This window comes from Methanobrevibacter sp. AbM4, from assembly GCF_000404165.1.
In the GTDB taxonomy this organism is placed as follows: Archaea; Methanobacteriota; Methanobacteria; order Methanobacteriales; family Methanobacteriaceae; genus Methanarmilla; species Methanarmilla boviskoreani.
The window spans coordinates 879,460-898,006 of record NC_021355.1; the positions used below are offsets into that span (position 1 = coordinate 879,460).

The 18,547-nt window shown below is 29.1% G+C and carries 20 protein-coding genes; all 20 read left to right on the plus strand.

Translation table 11 applies throughout. The features are described from left to right. Positions 1 to 333 precede the first annotated feature (333 nt). The 20 genes from ABM4_RS03500 to ABM4_RS03595 all read left to right on the plus strand — a co-directional run bounded on the left by ABM4_RS03500 (position 334) and on the right by ABM4_RS03595 (position 18,514). A complete protein-coding gene (locus ABM4_RS03500; protein ID WP_016358298.1) occupies positions 334 to 4,308 on the plus strand; it encodes a pseudomurein-binding repeat-containing protein in 3,975 nt (1,324 codons plus the stop codon). A gap of 405 nt (positions 4,309 to 4,713) precedes the next feature. Next, the gene (locus tag ABM4_RS03505) at positions 4,714 to 5,439 is read left to right on the plus strand and encodes a metal-dependent transcriptional regulator (protein WP_016358299.1); all 726 of its coding nucleotides are present in this window, start codon (positions 4,714 to 4,716) and stop codon (positions 5,437 to 5,439) included. Between the two features lie 235 nt (positions 5,440 to 5,674). Next, positions 5,675 to 6,190, plus strand: coding sequence for a tRNA-intron lyase (endA, locus tag ABM4_RS03510; RefSeq protein ID WP_016358300.1), 516 nt, complete (start codon positions 5,675 to 5,677; stop codon positions 6,188 to 6,190). 43 nt (positions 6,191 to 6,233) lie between these two features. After that, positions 6,234 to 7,325 (plus strand): tryptophan--tRNA ligase, encoded by a 1,092-nt coding sequence (locus tag ABM4_RS03515; RefSeq protein ID WP_016358301.1) that lies wholly within the window; start codon positions 6,234 to 6,236, stop codon positions 7,323 to 7,325. Positions 7,326 to 7,355: 30 nt separating this feature from the next. Further along, on the plus strand, positions 7,356 to 8,075 hold the full coding sequence (locus ABM4_RS03520; protein WP_016358302.1) for a stage II sporulation protein M: 720 nt from the start codon (positions 7,356 to 7,358) through the stop codon (positions 8,073 to 8,075). Positions 8,076 to 8,360: 285 nt separating this feature from the next. Continuing rightward, positions 8,361 to 9,566, plus strand: coding sequence for a threonine synthase (gene thrC / locus ABM4_RS03525; protein ID WP_016358303.1), 1,206 nt, complete (start codon positions 8,361 to 8,363; stop codon positions 9,564 to 9,566). A 699-nt stretch (positions 9,567 to 10,265) separates the two neighbouring features. Continuing rightward, positions 10,266 to 10,469, plus strand: a complete 204-nt coding sequence (locus ABM4_RS03530) for a histone family protein (protein ID WP_016358304.1) — start codon at positions 10,266 to 10,268, stop codon at positions 10,467 to 10,469. A gap of 532 nt (positions 10,470 to 11,001) precedes the next feature. Then, on the plus strand, positions 11,002 to 11,373 hold the full coding sequence (rpl7ae, locus tag ABM4_RS03535; protein ID WP_016358305.1) for a 50S ribosomal protein L7Ae: 372 nt from the start codon (positions 11,002 to 11,004) through the stop codon (positions 11,371 to 11,373). 51 nt (positions 11,374 to 11,424) lie between these two features. Beyond that, positions 11,425 to 11,631, plus strand: a complete 207-nt coding sequence (locus ABM4_RS03540) for a 30S ribosomal protein S28e (protein ID WP_016358306.1) — start codon at positions 11,425 to 11,427, stop codon at positions 11,629 to 11,631. Positions 11,632 to 11,651: 20 nt separating this feature from the next. Continuing rightward, positions 11,652 to 11,813, plus strand: a complete 162-nt coding sequence (locus ABM4_RS03545) for a 50S ribosomal protein L24e (RefSeq protein WP_016358307.1) — start codon at positions 11,652 to 11,654, stop codon at positions 11,811 to 11,813. After that, a complete protein-coding gene (gene ndk, locus ABM4_RS03550) occupies positions 11,810 to 12,262 on the plus strand; it encodes a nucleoside-diphosphate kinase (protein ID WP_016358308.1) in 453 nt (150 codons plus the stop codon). The genes ABM4_RS03545 and ndk overlap by 4 nt, the downstream gene beginning before the upstream one ends. A gap of 100 nt (positions 12,263 to 12,362) precedes the next feature. Continuing rightward, the gene (infB, locus tag ABM4_RS03555) at positions 12,363 to 14,150 is read left to right on the plus strand and encodes a translation initiation factor IF-2 (protein WP_016358309.1); all 1,788 of its coding nucleotides are present in this window, start codon (positions 12,363 to 12,365) and stop codon (positions 14,148 to 14,150) included. A 95-nt stretch (positions 14,151 to 14,245) separates the two neighbouring features. Continuing rightward, positions 14,246 to 14,626, plus strand: a complete 381-nt coding sequence (locus ABM4_RS03560; RefSeq protein WP_016358310.1) for a 30S ribosomal protein S6e — start codon at positions 14,246 to 14,248, stop codon at positions 14,624 to 14,626. A gap of 61 nt (positions 14,627 to 14,687) precedes the next feature. After that, the gene (locus ABM4_RS03565) at positions 14,688 to 15,920 is read left to right on the plus strand and encodes a translation initiation factor IF-2 subunit gamma (protein WP_016358311.1); all 1,233 of its coding nucleotides are present in this window, start codon (positions 14,688 to 14,690) and stop codon (positions 15,918 to 15,920) included. Positions 15,921 to 16,013: 93 nt separating this feature from the next. Continuing rightward, positions 16,014 to 16,400, plus strand: a complete 387-nt coding sequence (locus ABM4_RS03570) for a PIN domain-containing protein (RefSeq protein WP_016358312.1) — start codon at positions 16,014 to 16,016, stop codon at positions 16,398 to 16,400. Positions 16,401 to 16,601: 201 nt separating this feature from the next. Next, the gene (locus ABM4_RS03575; protein WP_016358313.1) at positions 16,602 to 17,159 is read left to right on the plus strand and encodes a DNA-directed RNA polymerase; all 558 of its coding nucleotides are present in this window, start codon (positions 16,602 to 16,604) and stop codon (positions 17,157 to 17,159) included. Further along, complete coding sequence (gene spt4, locus ABM4_RS03580; RefSeq protein WP_016358314.1) at positions 17,156 to 17,344, plus strand: transcription elongation factor subunit Spt4; 189 nt, start codon at positions 17,156 to 17,158, stop codon at positions 17,342 to 17,344. Before ABM4_RS03575 ends, spt4 begins: the two co-directional genes overlap by 4 nt. A gap of 122 nt (positions 17,345 to 17,466) precedes the next feature. Continuing rightward, complete coding sequence (locus ABM4_RS03585) at positions 17,467 to 17,967, plus strand: GTP-dependent dephospho-CoA kinase family protein (protein ID WP_016358315.1); 501 nt, start codon at positions 17,467 to 17,469, stop codon at positions 17,965 to 17,967. A 65-nt stretch (positions 17,968 to 18,032) separates the two neighbouring features. Continuing rightward, a complete protein-coding gene (locus tag ABM4_RS03590; RefSeq protein WP_016358316.1) occupies positions 18,033 to 18,344 on the plus strand; it encodes a 30S ribosomal protein S24e in 312 nt (103 codons plus the stop codon). 14 nt (positions 18,345 to 18,358) lie between these two features. After that, on the plus strand, positions 18,359 to 18,514 hold the full coding sequence (locus tag ABM4_RS03595) for a 30S ribosomal protein S27ae (protein WP_016358317.1): 156 nt from the start codon (positions 18,359 to 18,361) through the stop codon (positions 18,512 to 18,514). Positions 18,515 to 18,547: the final 33 nt, after the last annotated feature.

Genomic DNA, 18,547 nt, shown 5'->3' on the forward strand with positions numbered 1-18,547 from the left:
ATTTATGAATTTAGTTAACTTAATTTTTAAATTTTTTATTTATATGCTTTTTTTATTAAATTTGTTTATTATTATAGTTTTTTTATTAATTTCTAATATTTTTGCATTATTTTTATTGATTTACAATTAATTTAAGCTTGTTTTCTTAAAGAAAACATTTATATAAGATTTATGTTAAAAGTGTATATTGTACTAAGTCAAATCCAATATCTTGTAAAATTTTAAAAATTTTTAAGGAATTGTAATTTGATTTTTTATATATGTTTTTAAAATTTTTCTTGAATTGTGTTTGATTTTTTTAAGAGTGTTAAATACAAATTAGGAGGAGAAAAATTGTCGAAGACATTTAAATATTTTACCTTATTTATGGTACTGATGGTTTTTGTAACCTTAGGTGCTATAACTGCAGCTGATGTAAATGGTACAAATAGCACATCATCTGTATTATCAAATTCTGTAGTCGAAAATACAACAATGATCAGTGAAAATAATACTGTTGATAGTGTAGTTTCAAGTACAGATAATGGTACAATAAATGGTAGTGACTCTACCGTTGAAAGTACTGAAAAATATTATAATGCTTCTTTAACAGATTCAAATTCTAATATATTATCAAACCAAAATGGAACCATAGTAACCAATAATGATTATTATGGAGAAAGTAATTCAAACGTAACAAACGTTAGTTTAAGTGTTAATAATTCTGATATTGTTTCACAGTCATCAAATAGTACAATTATTTCAAATACAAGTTTAACTGGAAATAATTTAACTAAGATTTATGGTGATAGTCAGAAGTATAACGTAACTTTAGTTGACTCTGAAGGAAACCCAATAGCTAACCAAACTGTGTATTTCAATATAACTGGAAAAACTTATAATAGAACTACTGATGCAAACGGTATTGCAAGTATGGATATTCGTTTATCTCCTAGGACTGTTGCTATAGTTTACTTTTATAGAGGTAGTGAATACTATGCGGCATCAAGTGGTACTGGGAATATTGTAATATCTAAAAGCCAAAGTAATATTACCGTGGATAATGAAGTTTTTATTTATGGTAATGATAACCGTTTAAGGATAACTTTGTATGATAGTGAAGGTAATGTATTATCTGGTAAAAATGTTTCATTTTTTATTGTTGGTAAATATTATTACCGTGTAACTGATAGTAATGGTTCAGCAGCTCTTAATATTCGTTTAAAACAAGGTAATTATCCTTGTGTTATAAGATATGCTGGTGACAATCTATATAATGGAAGTTCCATATCTGAAAATGTTGTAGTTAAAAATAATGTAACTAGTCTTACACCAATTTCTAATAACATCACATATGGATCTAATTTCAGTGTTAAATTAACTGATGTATTCGGTAATCCTATTGTAGGTAAGGTAGTTTCAATTAAGGTTTGTGGAAAAACTTATAATAAAACTACTGATGCAAACGGTAATGCTAATTTGCTTATTAGATTAAACAACGGTAAATATAAAGTAGATTATTCTTATGTTGATAATAATACCAAGTTAACCTCATCAGGTTCTACTACCATTTCAGTTGTTAAGAACACAACTTCTATTAAGGGTAATGATGTTTATATGATTGTTAACTCTAATGGAAGTTTCTCAGTTAAATTAGTTGATTATAAAGGTAATCCTATTGAAGGTAAAACAGTTAGTTTTACTTTAAACAATGTTGTTTATAATGTAACTACCGATGCTAATGGTAATGCAAAATTAAACATTAAAAATCTTAATGTTGGTACCTATGTAGTTTATTATGAATTCAATAATGACAATATTTCAGCATTATCTTCAAATGGCACAAATAAAATATTTGTAGTTAAAAATGCTACAAGTCTTTCTGCTGCTAATTTAACTATGGATAAAGGTTCTGGAAAATACTTTACTGTTAAATTATTTGATCAGTTTGGTAATCCTATTGAAAATCAAGTGATTGTTATTACTATTGCAGGTAAAACCTATAATAAAACCACTGACTCTAATGGATCAGCAAAACTTCAGATAAACTTAAATTCCGGAGTTTATAATGTTACCTATAATTTTGCAGGTACATCAGCTTATCCTTCAAGTTCAGGAAATGCTACTGTTACTGTCAAAGATGTTCAAAAGAATAATAATACTTTTGGAGTTTATGTCTTTGGAGTTAATATGTACTCAGTAAACTTATCTGAACTTGCTTCAAATGGTTTTAAAAATATTTTCTTAAACTACTATGCGGTTGAGAAATATGGTACAAGTGCTGTTGAGCAATTTATTAAAAATGCTAGTTCTTATGGAATAAGTGTCCATATTTGGATGCAAGCATTTTATGAAGGAAGTTGGGTAAATCCAACTACAGCTGGTAGTTCATATACTAACAGCAAAATAGCTGAAGCTGTAAAATATGCAAACCTTATTGGTGTAGCAGGAATTCACTTAGATTATTTAAGATTCCCTGGTACAGCATACAAATATAAAAATGCTGCTCAATATATAACTAACTTTACTAGAGATTTAGTAAATGCAGTTAAAGCAGTTAATCCTAATATTATTGTATCAGCTGCACTAATGCCTGAGACCTCAGTTAATTCATACTATTATGGTCAAGATTCCGATGAGTTAGGTAAATACTTAGATATCATTATGCCTATGGCTTATAAAGGAAATTATGGTCAAAATAGTTCCTGGATTAAATCAGTAGCAACCTATTTCAAAAATCATTCTGGTAATGCAAAAGTATGGATTGTTCTTCAATCATATGTTTCTGATGATAATACTGCCAAATTAAGTAGTACTGCATTGAAAACCGATGCTCAGAATGCAATGAACGGTGGCGCTGATGGAGTAGTGTCCTTTAGATATGCTTTAACAAATTTATTTAATGCTAGCTCATTAAGTAATAGTAGTAACAACAATAATAGTAATAATAATGGTAACAATTCAACTAGCTATGTGACTATTGCTCAGGTAATGGATGCGGCTAAAACTGTTGATTCATATTATGCTAAGAACAATAAACTTCCAACCACTGTGAAAATAGGATCTTATACCTGTACTATGAGTCAATTCTTATATTATGAGTCTTTGGCTATAGTTTATCTTTCACAGGGTAAGGGAACAAGTACAACATTGAATGTTCTTAATGTTACTGTAAGTGAACCTGGAAATCCAACTGGTGATTCATTAAATGGAAGTAAATTAGGTAAAGCGGATTATGTTGATTCTGCTAATAGGACTTATAAGTTCATCTTGAATTATGGTCAAGGTCCTAACTATTCAACTACATCTATTGGTAAGGTTGAATATTCATTATTAGTTGAGACATTTAGTCAAGTATTAACTAAATATTCAAGTAGTAAATCCTTACCTAGTTCAGTTACTATTGGTGTTACAAATAGTTCATCTAACAATTCAAGTAACACAAATTCAAGTTCTAAGACAGTTACTATTGCACAGGTTATTACTGCAGCTAATACTGTTAAATCATATTATGCAAGTAATAGTAAACTTCCATCAACAGTTAAGGTTGGATCTTATACCTGTACTATGAGTCAATTCTTATATTATGAGTCTTTGGCTATAGTTTATCTTTCACAGGGTAAGGGAACAAGTACAACATTAAATGTTCTTAATATTACTGTAAGTGAACCTGGAAATCCAACTGGTGATTCTATATCAAGTAGTAATTTAAACAAGGACGGTTATGTTGATTCTGCAAATAGAACTTATAAGTTCATTTTGAATTATGAACAAGGGCCTAACTATTCAACTACTACTGTTGGTAAAGTTCAATATGAAAACTTGATTGAGGCATTTAGCCGTGTATTAAGTTATTATGGTAGTAACAGTCAATTACCTAATTATGTTACAATCAATACTGCTTCAAGTAATACTGCTAATACTTCTTCAATTTCATCATTAGCTACTAGTATTACTTCCGGTTTAACCAGTGATTACGATAAAGCTAACGCTTTATTTAAATGGGTAAGAGATAATATTTTATATGATTATTATTACAATTCCCAACAAGGTGCAGAAAAAACACTTAAAATTAAAAGTGGAAACTGTTGTGATCAATCCAATTTATATGTTGCTTTGTGTCGTTCAGTTGGCTTAACTGTTCGTTACGTACATGGATACTGTCATTTCTCTGATGGTTGGTATGGTCACGTTTGGACTGAAGTATATGTAAATGGTAAATGGTATAGTGCAGATTGTGTTTCAACTAGAAACACTTTCGGTGTAATTAATAATTGGAATACCGCTACTGCTACTATATACAATAGATATACTAATTTACCATTCTAGGGTAAAATTAAACAGATTAAAGAATTTATTTAAGAAAAGGTTTATTTTTTTCCTTTTCTTTGAGAGGTTTTAAAATTTTCCTCTCTTTATTTTTTTCTTTTTTTTTTAAACTTTTTTCATCATTACGATTTTTTATTTATTTTGTTTTTTGTTATTTTCACTAGTTTTTTCTTAGATTTTTTTTCCATTGGAATATCTTTTCTTGTTTCTTATTGTTTTAATCTTTTTTTAATTATTTTCAATTATAATTTATTAAAATTAAGTAAAGTATATAAAAGTAAAAAATACAATATGAATATGGAAAATTTTAAGTGGGAAAACATTTTAATAAGATTTTTAGTTAAACTAAAACTTTTTATATAAATTCATAATAAATTATTATTAACTTAATGTTGAGGTTAAGCAATGGCAAAAAAACCAATTAGTGAAAATATAGAGGAATATTTGGAAACTTTATATAGGCAATCCTGTTTAACAGATCACGTTTCTACAAACACATTGGCTAAAGAGTTAGGCGTTGCACCTGGAAGTGTAACTCAAATGCTTAAAAAATTGGAGGGTTTGGGATATATTAATTATATTCCTTATAAAGGAGCTCGTTTAACTAAAGAGGGTAGTAAAATCGCTCAAAAAATTACTAGAAAACACAGAATTTTAGAGTTATTCCTTAGAAACGATTTAAAAATCAAACCTGAAAATGTTCACGAACAAGCATGTGAAATGGAACATTCATTATCTGATGAGGCGGAAAGAGCTTTATGTCAAAGGTTACACCAACCTGATGTATGTCCTGAGGGAAGTCTTATCCCTGCATGTGATTATGACTTTGAAAACTGTGAAGATTGTATGGATTATGATTTGGATATAGATAATAAACAGTTAAGAAAATATAATCTTCTTTCATTGACTCAGATTAGGGAAGGTAAAGGGGGCATTGTCTCATTTATTCGAGGTAATAACTATCACTCTGAAAAGCTTCGAAAACTCAATATTGATATAGGTACCTATATTGAAATTATTGAAAGGGATAAATCTAAGGATTTTTTAATAATTACTATAGATGGAAAGGAGAATCCCATTGAAAGAGATTTAGCAAACAATATATTTTTAAATACTAATGTAAATTTATAATTTAAATTTTTTTTAATTATTTTAATTATACCTATTTGCAATTTAAATTACATCTTTTTTTTCATTAATCTTTTTAATAATATTTATTTGATTATTTGATAGTTATCTTCTTATTATAAGTTTTAATTATATATATGGTGAAATACAAAATATTAATTATATTTAAAGATTTTTATAGATATAGGCTTAAGGTTTAGATTACTAAATTAATTTTTTCTTTATTTAGGTGTTTTAAATGCGTGGAGATTTATATGATGAGATAGTGACTGTTCCAATAACTGAGACTTCAAGAAGACCTATAGCATTAAATGAAAAAAGTCACTTTGGAAAATTAACAGATAAGGCTTTAGAGTTATCTTTAATTGAGGCAGCATATTTGATGAAGAACAATCGTTTAGATATTTATAAAGATGATGTTAAATGTGAACCTTCCTATATTATTAACTTAATAAAAGAAAGAGATATTTATGGGAAATTCCTTGTTTATTCAGATTTAAAGAATAGGGGATATGTTATAAAAACAGGATTTAAATATGGTTCTGAATTTAGATTATATGAACGGGGTTTGGCTCCTGGTAAAGGTCATTCCAACTATCTTGTAAAAGTGGTATATGAAAAGTATGAGATAAATGCTCTTGATTTTGCAAGCTATGTTAGAGTGGCACATGGTGTAAATAAGAATCTTCTACTTGCTGTTGTAGATGATGATCTGGATATAACATATTATAACATAGAATGGACAAGACCATAATTACTTTTTATTTAACTTTTTTTTAAAGATTTTAGGTGATAGAATGCTCGACCCATGGACTGCAGATGCATTTGATTATGATAAACTAGTAAAACAATTTGGTATTAAAGATTTTGAAGACGAACTTAATAAAATTGACAATCCTCATAGATTAATGAGAAGGAAAGTTATATTCGGTCAAAGGGATTTTGATAAAATTACAAATCTCATTAACTCAAATAAACCATTTGCTGTTGTAAGTGGTATGATGCCATCTGGACAAATGCATATAGGTCATAAAATGGTTGTAGATCAACTTAAATGGTATCAGGATCATGGAGCAAAATTATCCTTGCCTATTGCAGATATGGAAGCTTATGCTGCAAGGGGAATTAGTTTTGAGAAGGGTAAAGAATTGGCTGTTAATGAGTATCTTACAAATTATATAGCACTTGGTCTGGATTTAACTAAAGACGATGTTGATGTTTATCTTCAATCTCAAAATCAGGTATTAAAGGATTTATCTTTTAGAGCATCTCTTAAAACTAATTTCAGTGAAATGAAAGCTATCTATGGATTTACTAATTCAACTAATCTCGCCCATGTAAATTCACCTCTTATGCAGGTTGCAGATATCTTGATTCCTCAGGTAGAAGAGAATGGAGGCCCTATCAATACTGTTGTACCTGTTGGTATAGATCAGGATCCTCATTTAAGGCTTACAAGGGATATTGCAAATAAACTTCATGACGAGTTAGGATTTTTAGTACCTTCAAGTACCTATCACAGATTCTTAACAGGATTGACAGGTGCTAAGATGTCTTCAAGTAAACCTAAAACTGCAATATTTTTAAATGATGAGACTAAAGATGCGGTTAAAAAATTAAAATCTGCAAAAACCGGTGGTAGGGAATCCCTTCAGGAACAAAAAGAGAAAGGTGGACAACCTGATCAATGTGTTATTTTTGAAGTATTGTTATATCATCTAATGGATGATGATAAAGAACTTGAAAAGGTTAAAGAGGAATGTTTAAATGGTACACTTCTCTGTGGTGATTGTAAAAACAGAACCTGCCAATTACTTTCCGAGTTTATGGACGATTTACACATTAAACAAGAAGAGGCAAATGAGATTGCCCAAACGTTATTTGATTAAGTTTTCTTTAAAACTTTTATCTGTGGTAATATGAATTCTATTAAAGATAATATTAAAGGATTGTTTACATACATTAAAATGTCAATTACTGTAAATAGGAAGATGTTTTATATTGCTATTTTATTGTTTGTCATACCAACAGTTATGGCATATTTTATGGCCCCTTTCTTTAAATCTTCAGTGGAACCTGTAATAAGCACAATGAGAAAACAAATTACCTCTGGTCAAATTACATTAACCTATCTGTCAATATTCTCAAATAATTTCCATGTATTATTTAGGATGTATTGGGGTGGAATTGTAGCCGGTATACTTCCTGCAATATTGATGGTTTTTAACGGATTGATTATAGGTTACTTCTTGACACGGGGATCTTTCATGCAAATATTGTTGTTCATTCTCCCCCATGGAATATTTGAGATTCCGGGATTAATATTTGGTGGCGCTGCAGGATTTACCTTATTTAAGTTTATTTATTATCTTATTAAAGACATTTGGAAACCAGATTGGGATTTTATTTTAAATAAAACCACCCATAAAGATAAAAATGGTTTAGAATTCAGCAAAGGTCAGGATATTTCTTTAACTAATAGATTTATCATATCCTTTGATAAGAACAATGATATCCTAATACAATCATTTGTTATATTTTTAATAGGTGTTATTTTACTTATGATTGCAGCATATATAGAAGTGTATATTACAAAGGATCTTGCAAATTATTTAATACAGACTTACCATATTAAATAAATCCTGTCCTTGTATTATTGCAATTATTAACCATTTGAACTTTAAATATTATTTTCTTATATTAACTTTTATATTAGAAAAAAAGTTTTATATTATAAAACTTAAAATATATTTGTATTATTTTTTTAAGATTTATTTTAGATATAAATTCTTTATCAAATTTATTTTAAAAAATTTATAAACATTTTTTCAATAATTAAATTAGTATCTTAATTGTTATTATGTAATGAAAAATGAAGATTAAAATTATAAATCTTATTTAACTATTTATTCTTAAGTGATATTATGATTCGATGTATATCTTGTGGTGAAGAATTTGATGATAATGAAATCATATATACTTGTCCTAAATGTGGATCTATTTTGGAAGCAGTTCCTGATTTTGATGTAGATAAAAGTATATTTGATGGTCGTCGTCAAAATGTATGGAAATATAAAGAATGTATACCTGTTGATGAGACTAAAATTGTATCTTTAGATGAAGGTGGAACTCCATTTGTACACTGCGACAAAATTGGAGATGAGCTTGGCGTAGATCTATACGTTAAAGTGGAGGGCTCAAATCCTACCGGTAGTTTTAAAGATAGGGGTATGACAGTAGGTATGACTAAGGCTATGGAACTTGGTGTTCACACCGTAGGATGCGCTTCAACTGGAAACACTTCCGCTTCACTTGCCGCTTATGCCGCACGTGGAGGACTTAGATGTGTTGTATTCTTACCGTCAGGTAAAGTAGCTTTAGGTAAACTTGCACAGGCAATGTTCCATGGTGCTGAAGTATTTTCTATTAATGGTAATTTCGATCAAGCTCTTGAGGCTATGACAGAACTTGCTCTTGAGAAACACTTATACTTATTAAATTCAATTAATCCTTTCAGATTGGAAGGTCAAAAAACAATTGGATATGAAATTGTACATGATTTAGGTTGGCAATCTCCAGATAGAATAATTTTACCTGTAGGTAATGCTGGAAACATTTCCGCTATTTGGAAAGGTGTAAATGAATTCCATAATGCAGGGTTTATTGATGATTTACCAATGATGACTGGTATCCAAGCGGAAGGTGCAGCTCCTGTTGCAAACTCATTTAGAAAACATACTATGGATTTAAAACCTGTTGAAAATCCTGAAACTGTTGCAACAGCTATTCGTATAGGAAATCCCGTATCTTCACAGAAAGCGTTACATGCTATTTATGATTCCGACGGTTACTGTGAAACCGTATCTGATGATGAGATATTGGATGCTCAAAAATACCTAGCAAGAACTGAGGGTATTGGAGTAGAACCTGCATCTGCTGCATCTATTGCTGGTTTAAGAAAATTAGTAGATAATGGTGTTGTAGATAAAGGTGAACGTGTTGTATGTGTTGTAACTGGTCATGTATTAAAAGATCCGGATACTGCTATTAAAGCATGTGTAGAACCTACTCAGATTGATGCAGATGTTGATAAGTTAAGGGATATTATTGTAAATGGTAAGAAAGAATAGCTTCCCTATTCTTTTTATTTTTCTTATATTTTTTAAAGAATTTTTAAATAGTTTCTATTAGAGTTTATTAACTGTTTTTTTTATTTTTCGTTTAGAAGATAATTTTTAGATATTTTTTTATTTTTCTTATATTTTTTTAAAGAATTTTTAAATAGTTTCTATTAGAGTTTATTAACTGTTTTTTTTTATTCTTCTTAAAACAGTTTTTAGAGAATTATTTTTCTATATCTTTTTACTGTATATTTATTTAAGTTTTAAAATTTTTAATTTAAAATTTATGTTCTTGTTTTCCATATAAAAGTTGTATAAATTTGGTATATGTCTAATATTTTCTATTTATCTCTATTTTTCTTAAAATAATTTTAGTTAGGTATTTATATTTAATTAAATAGAATTATATGTAATATTTAAAAATAAGAATTATTTATTCAGTATTTTGATTTAAATAAAATTAATTGAACTTTTATTGAAAAATATAAAAGAATATTAGGAATTTAATTTTTTATAAATTTATTATTGCACTGAATTTTTAAAATTATCTTGGTATTGTAAACCATTTTCTAATTCATAACCCCTATATTATTTTAATTAAGAATAATAAATTTTAATGATATCTATTAAATTTTAAGATAATAATTACCAATATATTTATATATTAAAAAGAATAAACTATGTATTAACAAAAATTGAGGTGAAAATATGGAATTACCAATCGCTCCTATTGGAAGAATCTTAAAAAATGCTGGTGCTGACAGAGTCAGTGATGATGCTAAAATCGCTTTAGCTGAAGCTATTGAAGATTACGGTAATGAAATCGCAGCAAAAGCAGTTCAATTAGCTAAACATGCTGGTAGAAAAACTGTTAAAGTTGAAGATGTCAGATTAGCTGTAAAATCTTTCTAGATTCTCTTAGATGAATTAAGTAAAGAGTACCTTTACTTAATATTCTTTTTTAATTATATATTATTTTTTCAAAACTATTTTTTAAGTTAATTTATCCTATTTTCCAGAATTGATTTATTATAATAATTTTGAATGTATTCGGTTTTATAATAATTTTTATTATAGTTTTATAAACACCAATTGATTTTTACTTTTTTTAATAGAAAATACCAAACATTTATATGTTAGTATAACATATTTTATAATGTCTAGTTTTCTAGAATTTCATTAATTACTAAATTTTATAATAATAGTGCAAATGACTATACATTTATATAATAATATAAGTATTGAAAATATAATCCCACTGTTTTTTTATTTTAAAAGGGATTTTATTTAGTGATATATGATATATTTAGAATAATTATAGACTTTAATTAAATCCTGTAATCTTTATAAAAGATTTGGGATAATGCAAGTCATTATATTCAGATTCTGTTTATAATATTTGCTGATCGATGGCGAAAGCCAGATGAAATAGGAGGTAAATAATATGGCAAAACCAATTTATGTAAAATTTGATACACCTGAAGAAATAGCTGATAAAGCTGAAGAAGCTTTAGAAACCGCAAAAAATACTGGAAAAGTAGCAAAAGGAACTAATGAAGTAACTAAATTTATTGAAAGAGGTAACGCAGAATTAGTCGTTATTGCAGAAGATGTAGATCCTGCTGAAATTGTAGCACATATTCCTGTTCTTGCAGAAGAAAAAGAAATTCCTTATGTTTACTTAGCAACTAAAGATAAAGTCGGTGGAGCTGCAGGTTTATCTGTCGGTACTGCTTCAGCTTGTATTGTAGAAGCTGGAGAAGCTGAAGAATTAGTAAAAGAAGTTGTTGAAAAAGTAGCAGAACTTAAAAACTAATTGTAAGCTCTGTAGAAAGCATAGTCTTTCATCTTAGTTGACGGTGATTATATGGAAGAAGGAACTCCTGCTGAAGTTATAGAAGTTCTTAAAAGAACTGGTATGACTGGAGAAGTAATGCAAGTAAAATGCAGAATCCTCGATGGTAGGGATAAAGGAAGAATTTTAACAAGAAACATCATGGGCCCTGTAAGAGAAGGTGATGTTTTAATGTTACTAGATACTATTAGAGAAGCTAAAGAAATTAGAACTCCATAGTATTATAAGAAGGTGTTTACATGAGAACTTGTTCATTCTGTGGTAAAGAAATAGTAGATGGTACAGGAAAAATGTATGTTAAAAAAGATGGATCTGTCTATTTCTTTTGTAGTAGTAAATGTGAAAAAAATATGATTAAACTTGGTAGAGTACCAAGAAAAGTTAAATGGGTTAAACAATGATTCAAAAAACTTATGTTATGTTAAAACCTGACGCAGTTGGCCGTCGTTTAATGGGTAAAATTTTATCTCGTTTTGAAGAAAAAGGTTTAAAAATCGTTGCTTTAAAATTAAGAATGATTTCCGAAGATTTAGCAAAAGAACATTATGGTGAACACAAGGATAAACCTTTCTTTGAAGGATTAATTGAATATATCACTTCAGGACCTGTACTTACTATGGTTATTGAAGGAGATGAAGCTATTAGTGTAATCAGAAAAATGGTTGGAGCAACCAATCCTCAAGAAGCTGATGTAGGAACTATTAGAGGAGATTTTGGTATGGATACTGGAAGAAACATAATCCATGCATCTGATGCACCTGAATCCGCTGAAAGAGAAATTAACCTTTTCTTCAATGAAGATGAAATTATTGATTATTCAATGTCTGACAACAGTTGGATTTATGAATAAATTTTCAATTCTTTTTAATTAAAGAATTTATAAGCAAATCTAAAAGAAATTTAAAATTAAATTTTTTTAAATATTTAAAAATTAAATATGTGGAGATAATATGAATATACGATCACCTATTGTTTCTGTATTAGGTCATGTAGATCATGGTAAAACAACATTACTTGATTATATTAGAGGTAGTACTATAGCTAGTAGAGAAGCCGGTGGTATTACTCAACATATAGGAGCTACTGAAATACCTATTGAAACTATTTCAGATATTTGTGGTCCACTTATTGATAAATTATCTATAGCAGATACTATTCCTGGACTTTTCTTTATTGATACTCCTGGACATGCAGCTTTCACATCTTTAAGAAAAAGAGGTGGAGCTTTAGCAGATTTAGCTATTTTAATTGTTGATATAAATGAGGGTTTTAAACCTCAAACATTAGAGGCTTTAAATATTTTAAAAATGTATAAAACTCCATTTATAGTTGCTGCAAATAAAGTCGATAAATTATTTGGCTGGGACTCAATTGAAAATGCTTCATTTACTGAGAGTTTTAAAAGTCAAGCTCCTAGTGTTCAACAAGACCTTGAAATGAAAGTTTATGAAGTTGTTGGTAGATTACATGAAGCTGGATTTCAATCAGAAAGGTTTGATCGTGTAAGTGATTTTGCATCTCAAATTGCAATTGTACCGATTAGTGCAAAAACTGGTGAAGGAGTAATTGAATTAATTACAATGTTACTTGGTCTTGCACAAAAATATTTAACATCTCAACTTGCTATCCATAAAGACGCTCCTGCAAAGGGTACTGTTCTTGAAGTTAAGGAGGAAGTTGGTCTAGGTACAACTATTGATGCTATTATTTATGATGGTGTTTTGAAAACAAATGACGAAATAGCATTAATGGTTCCAGGTGATGTAATAACAACAAAGATCAGGTCAATTTTAAAACCACGTCCTTTAAATGAAATAAGGGATTCAAAGAATAAATTCGAAAAAATTGATCAAGTAACTGCAGCAGCAGGTGTTAAGATTGCTGCTCCTCATTTGGATAATGTTATTTCTGGTTCACCTCTTCAAGTATTAAACGATAAAGAAGATGTTAAGGAGCAAATCCTTAAAGAAATTGATGATGTTACAATAGATACTGAAGACCGTGGAGTATTAGTTAAAGCAGATACTTTAGGTTCTCTTGAAGCTATTGTAAGTCTTTTGACTGATTTAAAAGTTCCAATCAGATCAGCTGATATTGGAGATGTATCTAAAAGAGATGTAATAAATGGTCAAATAGCATCTGAAGAAAATGACGAGGATGGAGTTATTTTTGCATTCAATGTAAGTGTACATCCTCAAGTCCGTGAAGATCTGGAAGAATCTGATGTTAAGTTATTTGAAGGTGAAGTAATCTATCAATTAACTGAGGATTATAGTATTTGGATTAAAGAGAAAAAAGAGGCTGAACGTAAGGCTTATCTTGATGCTATTATTAAACCAGGTAAAATATTCTCAATACCTAAATTGATTTTTAGACAAAGTAAACCTGCAATTTGCGGTATTGAGGTTTTAAGTGGTACAATAAAACCAGGTTATCCATTGATTAATGCTAATGGACATCCTGTAGGTAAAATTGCAAGTATGGAAGATAATGGTGAATCTTTACAATTTATTTCACGTGGCCAAAAGGTTGCAATGGCAATAGACAATGCAATTGCAGGTAAGGATTTTGAGGAAGGAGATGAACTGTATATTGATATTCCTGAAAATCATTATAAAGTCTTAAACCGTGAATTTAAAGATAAATTGTCAGAGGATGAATTGCAAACTTTGGATGAGTTTGTAGAAATCAAAAGGCGTAATGACCCTGATTGGGGTAAATTAGGTTTGTTTGAATAATCCTTATTATTTAATTGATTTTAGATTTGATTAAAACATAACTAATAATCGTATTATATAGGAATTTTATAAAAAAACTAAAAGGAGGAATAGCTGTGGTATTTAAAGTAGTTGTTTCTGATAAAGATCAAACTTACCAAATTGAAACTGAAGAAACTATTTTCAATGGTAAAAAAATCGGTGACGATGTTGACGGTAGTGCTATTGGTTTAGATGGTTATAATTTAAAAATCACTGGTGGATCTGATAAGAACGGATTTGCTATGAGAAAAGATATTTCAGGACCTAGAAGAATCAAAACTTTAGTATCTGGTGGAGTAGGTTACAAACCTGAAAGAGCTGGAGAAAAAAGAAGAAAAACAATGAGAGGAAACACTATATCTGATGATATTGTTCAAATCAACACCATTGTTTTAAGTCGTGGTTCAAAATCTTTAAGTGATATCTTAGGATCTGATGAAGAAGATGAAGAATAGTTATACTATTCTTAATTTAAATTTTTTATGAATTTTATAATTTTTAAGTAAGGTGTAATCTGTGAAAGTACAGGCTGATGTAAATATAGGTTTAGTTGGACATGTAGATCATGGTAAAACTACACTCACAAAAGCTTTATCTGGAGTATGGACTGATACACACAGTGAAGAAACTAAAAGAGGTATCTCTATCCGTTTAGGTTATGCAGATATTGAATTTAGAAAATGTCCTGTTTGTGATGAACCTCAGTGTTATACTACAAAAGAAGTATGTGAACATTGTGGTAATAAAACTGATGTAATTAAGAAGATTTCATTTGTAGATGCTCCGGGACACGAGACTTTAATGGCTACAATGTTATCTGGTGCTGCAATAATGGATGGTGCAGTTTTAGTAATTGCTGCAAATGAACATTGTCCACAGCCACAAACTAAAGAGCATTTAATGGCTCTTGATGTAATTGGTGTAAAGGATGTTATTGTAGTTCAAAACAAAATAGATATTGTTTCTAAAGAAAGAGCTATTGAAAGTTATAAGGAAATTAAGGAGTTTGTAAAAGGTACCTGTGCCGAAGATGCCCCTATAATACCTGTATCTGCTCAACAAGGTGCAAATATTGATATTTTAATTGAAGCTATTGATAAAAATATTAAAACACCTAGAAGAAGTGTTAGAAAATCTCCATTAATGTATGTAGCTCGTTCATTTGATATTAATAAACCTGGTTCTTCACCTGATAAAATTAAAGGTGGAGTTATTGGTGGTACATTAGTACAAGGAACTCTCCATTTGGGAGATACAATTGAGGTAAGACCTGGTGTTGACGCTAGTTCTGATAAAGATAAAAATTCAAATTGGATTCCACTTAAATCAGAGATTATTGGTTTAGAGGCAGGAGGTCAACAAGTTGAAAAAGTTACCCCTGGTGGATTAGTAGGTGTCGCTACTAAACTTGATCCATCTCTTACTAAAGCCGATTCTTTAAGTGGTTCTGTTGCAGGTAAAGAAGATAAATTGCCTCCAGTTTTATTCAATTTTGAAATGGATGTAAACCTTTTAGAACGTGTTGTTGGTACTAAAGAAGAGAGAGAAGTTTCACCAATTAAACTTAAAGAACTTTTAATGATTAACTGTGGTACAACTACTACCATTGGTGTAGTAACTTCACTTAAAGGCGGATTAGTTGGTGTTAAATTGAAATTACCTATTTGTGCTGATAAAGATACAAGAGTAGCTTTAAGCCGTAGAGTCGGTGCTCGTTGGAGATTAATAGGTTTTGGTATTATAAAATAGATTATTTTATTAAATTTTTTAACAATATTTATTAAGAACTAATCGGTTTAATAAGTAATTTTTTCTTTTAATAGATTTTCTAGAAGGCATTAAATGGTAAATGAGGTTGTAATTGATACAAATTTTTTCATGGCTCCATTTCAATTTAATATTGATGTAATTGAAGAGCTTAAAAAAGTTTTACCGTCTTATACATTAACCACTCCTAAATTTGTAGTAAGTGAGTTGGAAGGATTGAAGAACAATAAAAATAAAACTATTAGAACCGAAGCGTCTTTAGCTTTAAAAATAGCTCAATCTGATGATGTTGAAATAATGGATGTTTCAACAAAAAAAGGAGAAACAGTTGATGATGCACTTCTTAGAATCTCTGATTCCAGAATTCTTGCAACAAATGATGTTGAATTGAAGAATCGTGCAAAAGATAGATCTATTAAGGTTGCATATATCCGTCAAAAGAGATATATTCAAGTGGAATAGGTGACTATTAATTGTTTTAATAAGTATTTTTAATAAATTCAATTAAATTTATATTATTAATTGTTTCTAAAATTAATAAATTGAATTCTTAATATTTTAAATATCGTTAAAAATAAATATGATATTAAATTATATATTTTATTAGAATTTTTTATTAACTTATAAATTATTTAATTTTTGATAAAAATATGAGGGATTATTTTGTATTATACGACTAAAATTGAGGATACAGTAAGGATAGCTCCTTATAAATTTAAATATCCTTTAAAAGATGTAGCAATTGATACTCTTAATGAAGCTTATATTGGTCAACTTGATAAAAAATTAGGTTTACTTGTATGTGTTTATGAAATTGATGAAATTAGTGAAGGTCAATTAGTTATAGGTGACGGAGCTACTTATCATCATGTGACATTCTCCGCTATATTTTATAAACCTGAACAACAGGAAATTGTACTTGGTCAAGTTATAGAAATAGCTGAATTTGGAGCATTTGTTAGGATTGGACCTATGGATGGTTTAGTCCATGTTTCACAAGTAACCGATGATTATATTAACTATGATCCTAAGAATGTTGCACTTGTTGCAAGCGAATCCAGTAAAGTCCTTGGAGAGGATGATTTAGTTAGGGCTAGAATTGTTGCTTTAAGTCTCAAGTCTAAATCTGCAAGGGATAATAGAATTGGTCTTACAATGAGACAACCCGGTTTAGGTAAATTAGAATGGATAGAAGAGGATAAAAGGAAGAATAAAAAATGACTGAAAAAGCATGTCCAAAATGTAAAAGGATAACTCATAATGATATTTGTCCGGTATGTCCCGGTAAGGTAGCTACTTCAGACAATTGGAGTGGTCTTTTAATAGTTCTTAATCCAGATAATTCTAAAGTTGCTGAAGAATTAAATATTACATTACCTGGCGAGTATGCATTAAGGGTTAAATAGACTTTAAAATTTATTTTTTGTTTTTTTATTATTCTAAAACTAACTTTATGATTAAGAAATTACTCATATAAAATTTAAAATATAAATAATTTATAAATAATATTTATTAGGTAAGGGTTAAATTGTTACAAATTACTACTAAATTAATTCAGGAATTAAAAGATCCTTTAGGGGAATTATATCCTAATTTTGAGGATGCATTGGAGGATATCAAAGCTTCTAAATTCTTAATTTCTGCTGGAGATTGTACTTTAAATAACCTTATTTCTCATAATATTTATCCCGATGTAGGGATAATTGATAATCGTATTCAAAGAAAGGATCACGATTCTATAATAAATTATACTGATAATATTTTAACAGCAGTAAATCCTGCTGGAACTATAACCGATGATCTATGGGAAACCATAGAGTTTGCTATAAAACAATCAATTGAAAATAATACCAGATATATTATTGATGTTGATGGGGAAGAAGATCTTGCAGTTCTTCCTATAATTGCATTAGCTCCAGAATATACTACTGTATTATATGGACAGCCTAATGAAGGTTTAGTTTTATTAAATGCTGGTGATTTAAAAGAGAAAGGTGAGAAATTTATCAGTGATTTTAATGAGATATAATCTCTTAAATCCATTTGCTCTAATGATAAATTAGCTAACCTTAAAATTAACTGTGAGGGTTAACTATGGAAATAGAAATTATTGAAGAAAAAGAAAATAAAATTTTTAACAGAAAAGAAATTAAATTTTATATTAATTATGAGGGAGAACCTACTCCTAAAATAATTGATGTTAAAAATAGATTAGTTGCTCAACTTGATTCACAAAAAGATTTAGTTGTTGTAGACACTATTGATCCATATTATGGTGAACCTAGAGCTTTAGGTTATGCAAAAGTATATGCTACAAAAGAAGATGTAGACTATATTGAAACCGAAAGTGTTTTACTTAAAAATACTGAACCTGCTGAAGAACCTGAAGAAGAGGAAGAAGAATAAGTGGAGGCTTTTTGATGAAAGTATCTAGTTTATATGAAGTAAAAGATGATAAATTAGAAAGAAAAAATCCAGTATGTCCTCGTTGTGGTGGAGGAGTCTTTATGGCTGACCACGGTGACAGATACGCATGTGGTAAATGCGGATATACTGAAATGAAAAACAAAGATTAAGTATTTTACTTAACCTTTTTTCTATTTTATTTA

Excerpts from the sequence above, each read along its gene's own strand:
- ABM4_RS03570 (WP_016358312.1), top strand. The coding sequence starts at position 16,014 with ATGGTAAATGAGGTTGTAATTGATACAAATTTTTTCATGGCTCCATTT.
- ABM4_RS03520 (WP_016358302.1), top strand. The coding sequence starts at position 7,356 with ATGAATTCTATTAAAGATAATATTAAAGGATTGTTTACATACATTAAA.
- ABM4_RS03595 (WP_016358317.1), top strand. The coding sequence starts at position 18,359 with ATGAAAGTATCTAGTTTATATGAAGTAAAAGATGATAAATTAGAAAGA.
- ABM4_RS03540 (WP_016358306.1), top strand. The coding sequence starts at position 11,425 with ATGGAAGAAGGAACTCCTGCTGAAGTTATAGAAGTTCTTAAAAGAACT.
- ABM4_RS03505 (WP_016358299.1), top strand. The coding sequence starts at position 4,714 with ATGGCAAAAAAACCAATTAGTGAAAATATAGAGGAATATTTGGAAACT.
- ABM4_RS03590 (WP_016358316.1), top strand. The coding sequence starts at position 18,033 with ATGGAAATAGAAATTATTGAAGAAAAAGAAAATAAAATTTTTAACAGA.
- ABM4_RS03530 (WP_016358304.1), top strand. The coding sequence starts at position 10,266 with ATGGAATTACCAATCGCTCCTATTGGAAGAATCTTAAAAAATGCTGGT.
- endA (WP_016358300.1), top strand. The coding sequence starts at position 5,675 with ATGCGTGGAGATTTATATGATGAGATAGTGACTGTTCCAATAACTGAG.
- ndk (WP_016358308.1), top strand. The coding sequence starts at position 11,810 with ATGATTCAAAAAACTTATGTTATGTTAAAACCTGACGCAGTTGGCCGT.
- spt4 (WP_016358314.1), top strand. The coding sequence starts at position 17,156 with ATGACTGAAAAAGCATGTCCAAAATGTAAAAGGATAACTCATAATGAT.
- infB (WP_016358309.1), top strand. The coding sequence starts at position 12,363 with ATGAATATACGATCACCTATTGTTTCTGTATTAGGTCATGTAGATCAT.
- thrC (WP_016358303.1), top strand. The coding sequence starts at position 8,361 with ATGATTCGATGTATATCTTGTGGTGAAGAATTTGATGATAATGAAATC.
- ABM4_RS03515 (WP_016358301.1), top strand. The coding sequence starts at position 6,234 with ATGCTCGACCCATGGACTGCAGATGCATTTGATTATGATAAACTAGTA.
- ABM4_RS03545 (WP_016358307.1), top strand. The coding sequence starts at position 11,652 with ATGAGAACTTGTTCATTCTGTGGTAAAGAAATAGTAGATGGTACAGGA.
- rpl7ae (WP_016358305.1), top strand. The coding sequence starts at position 11,002 with ATGGCAAAACCAATTTATGTAAAATTTGATACACCTGAAGAAATAGCT.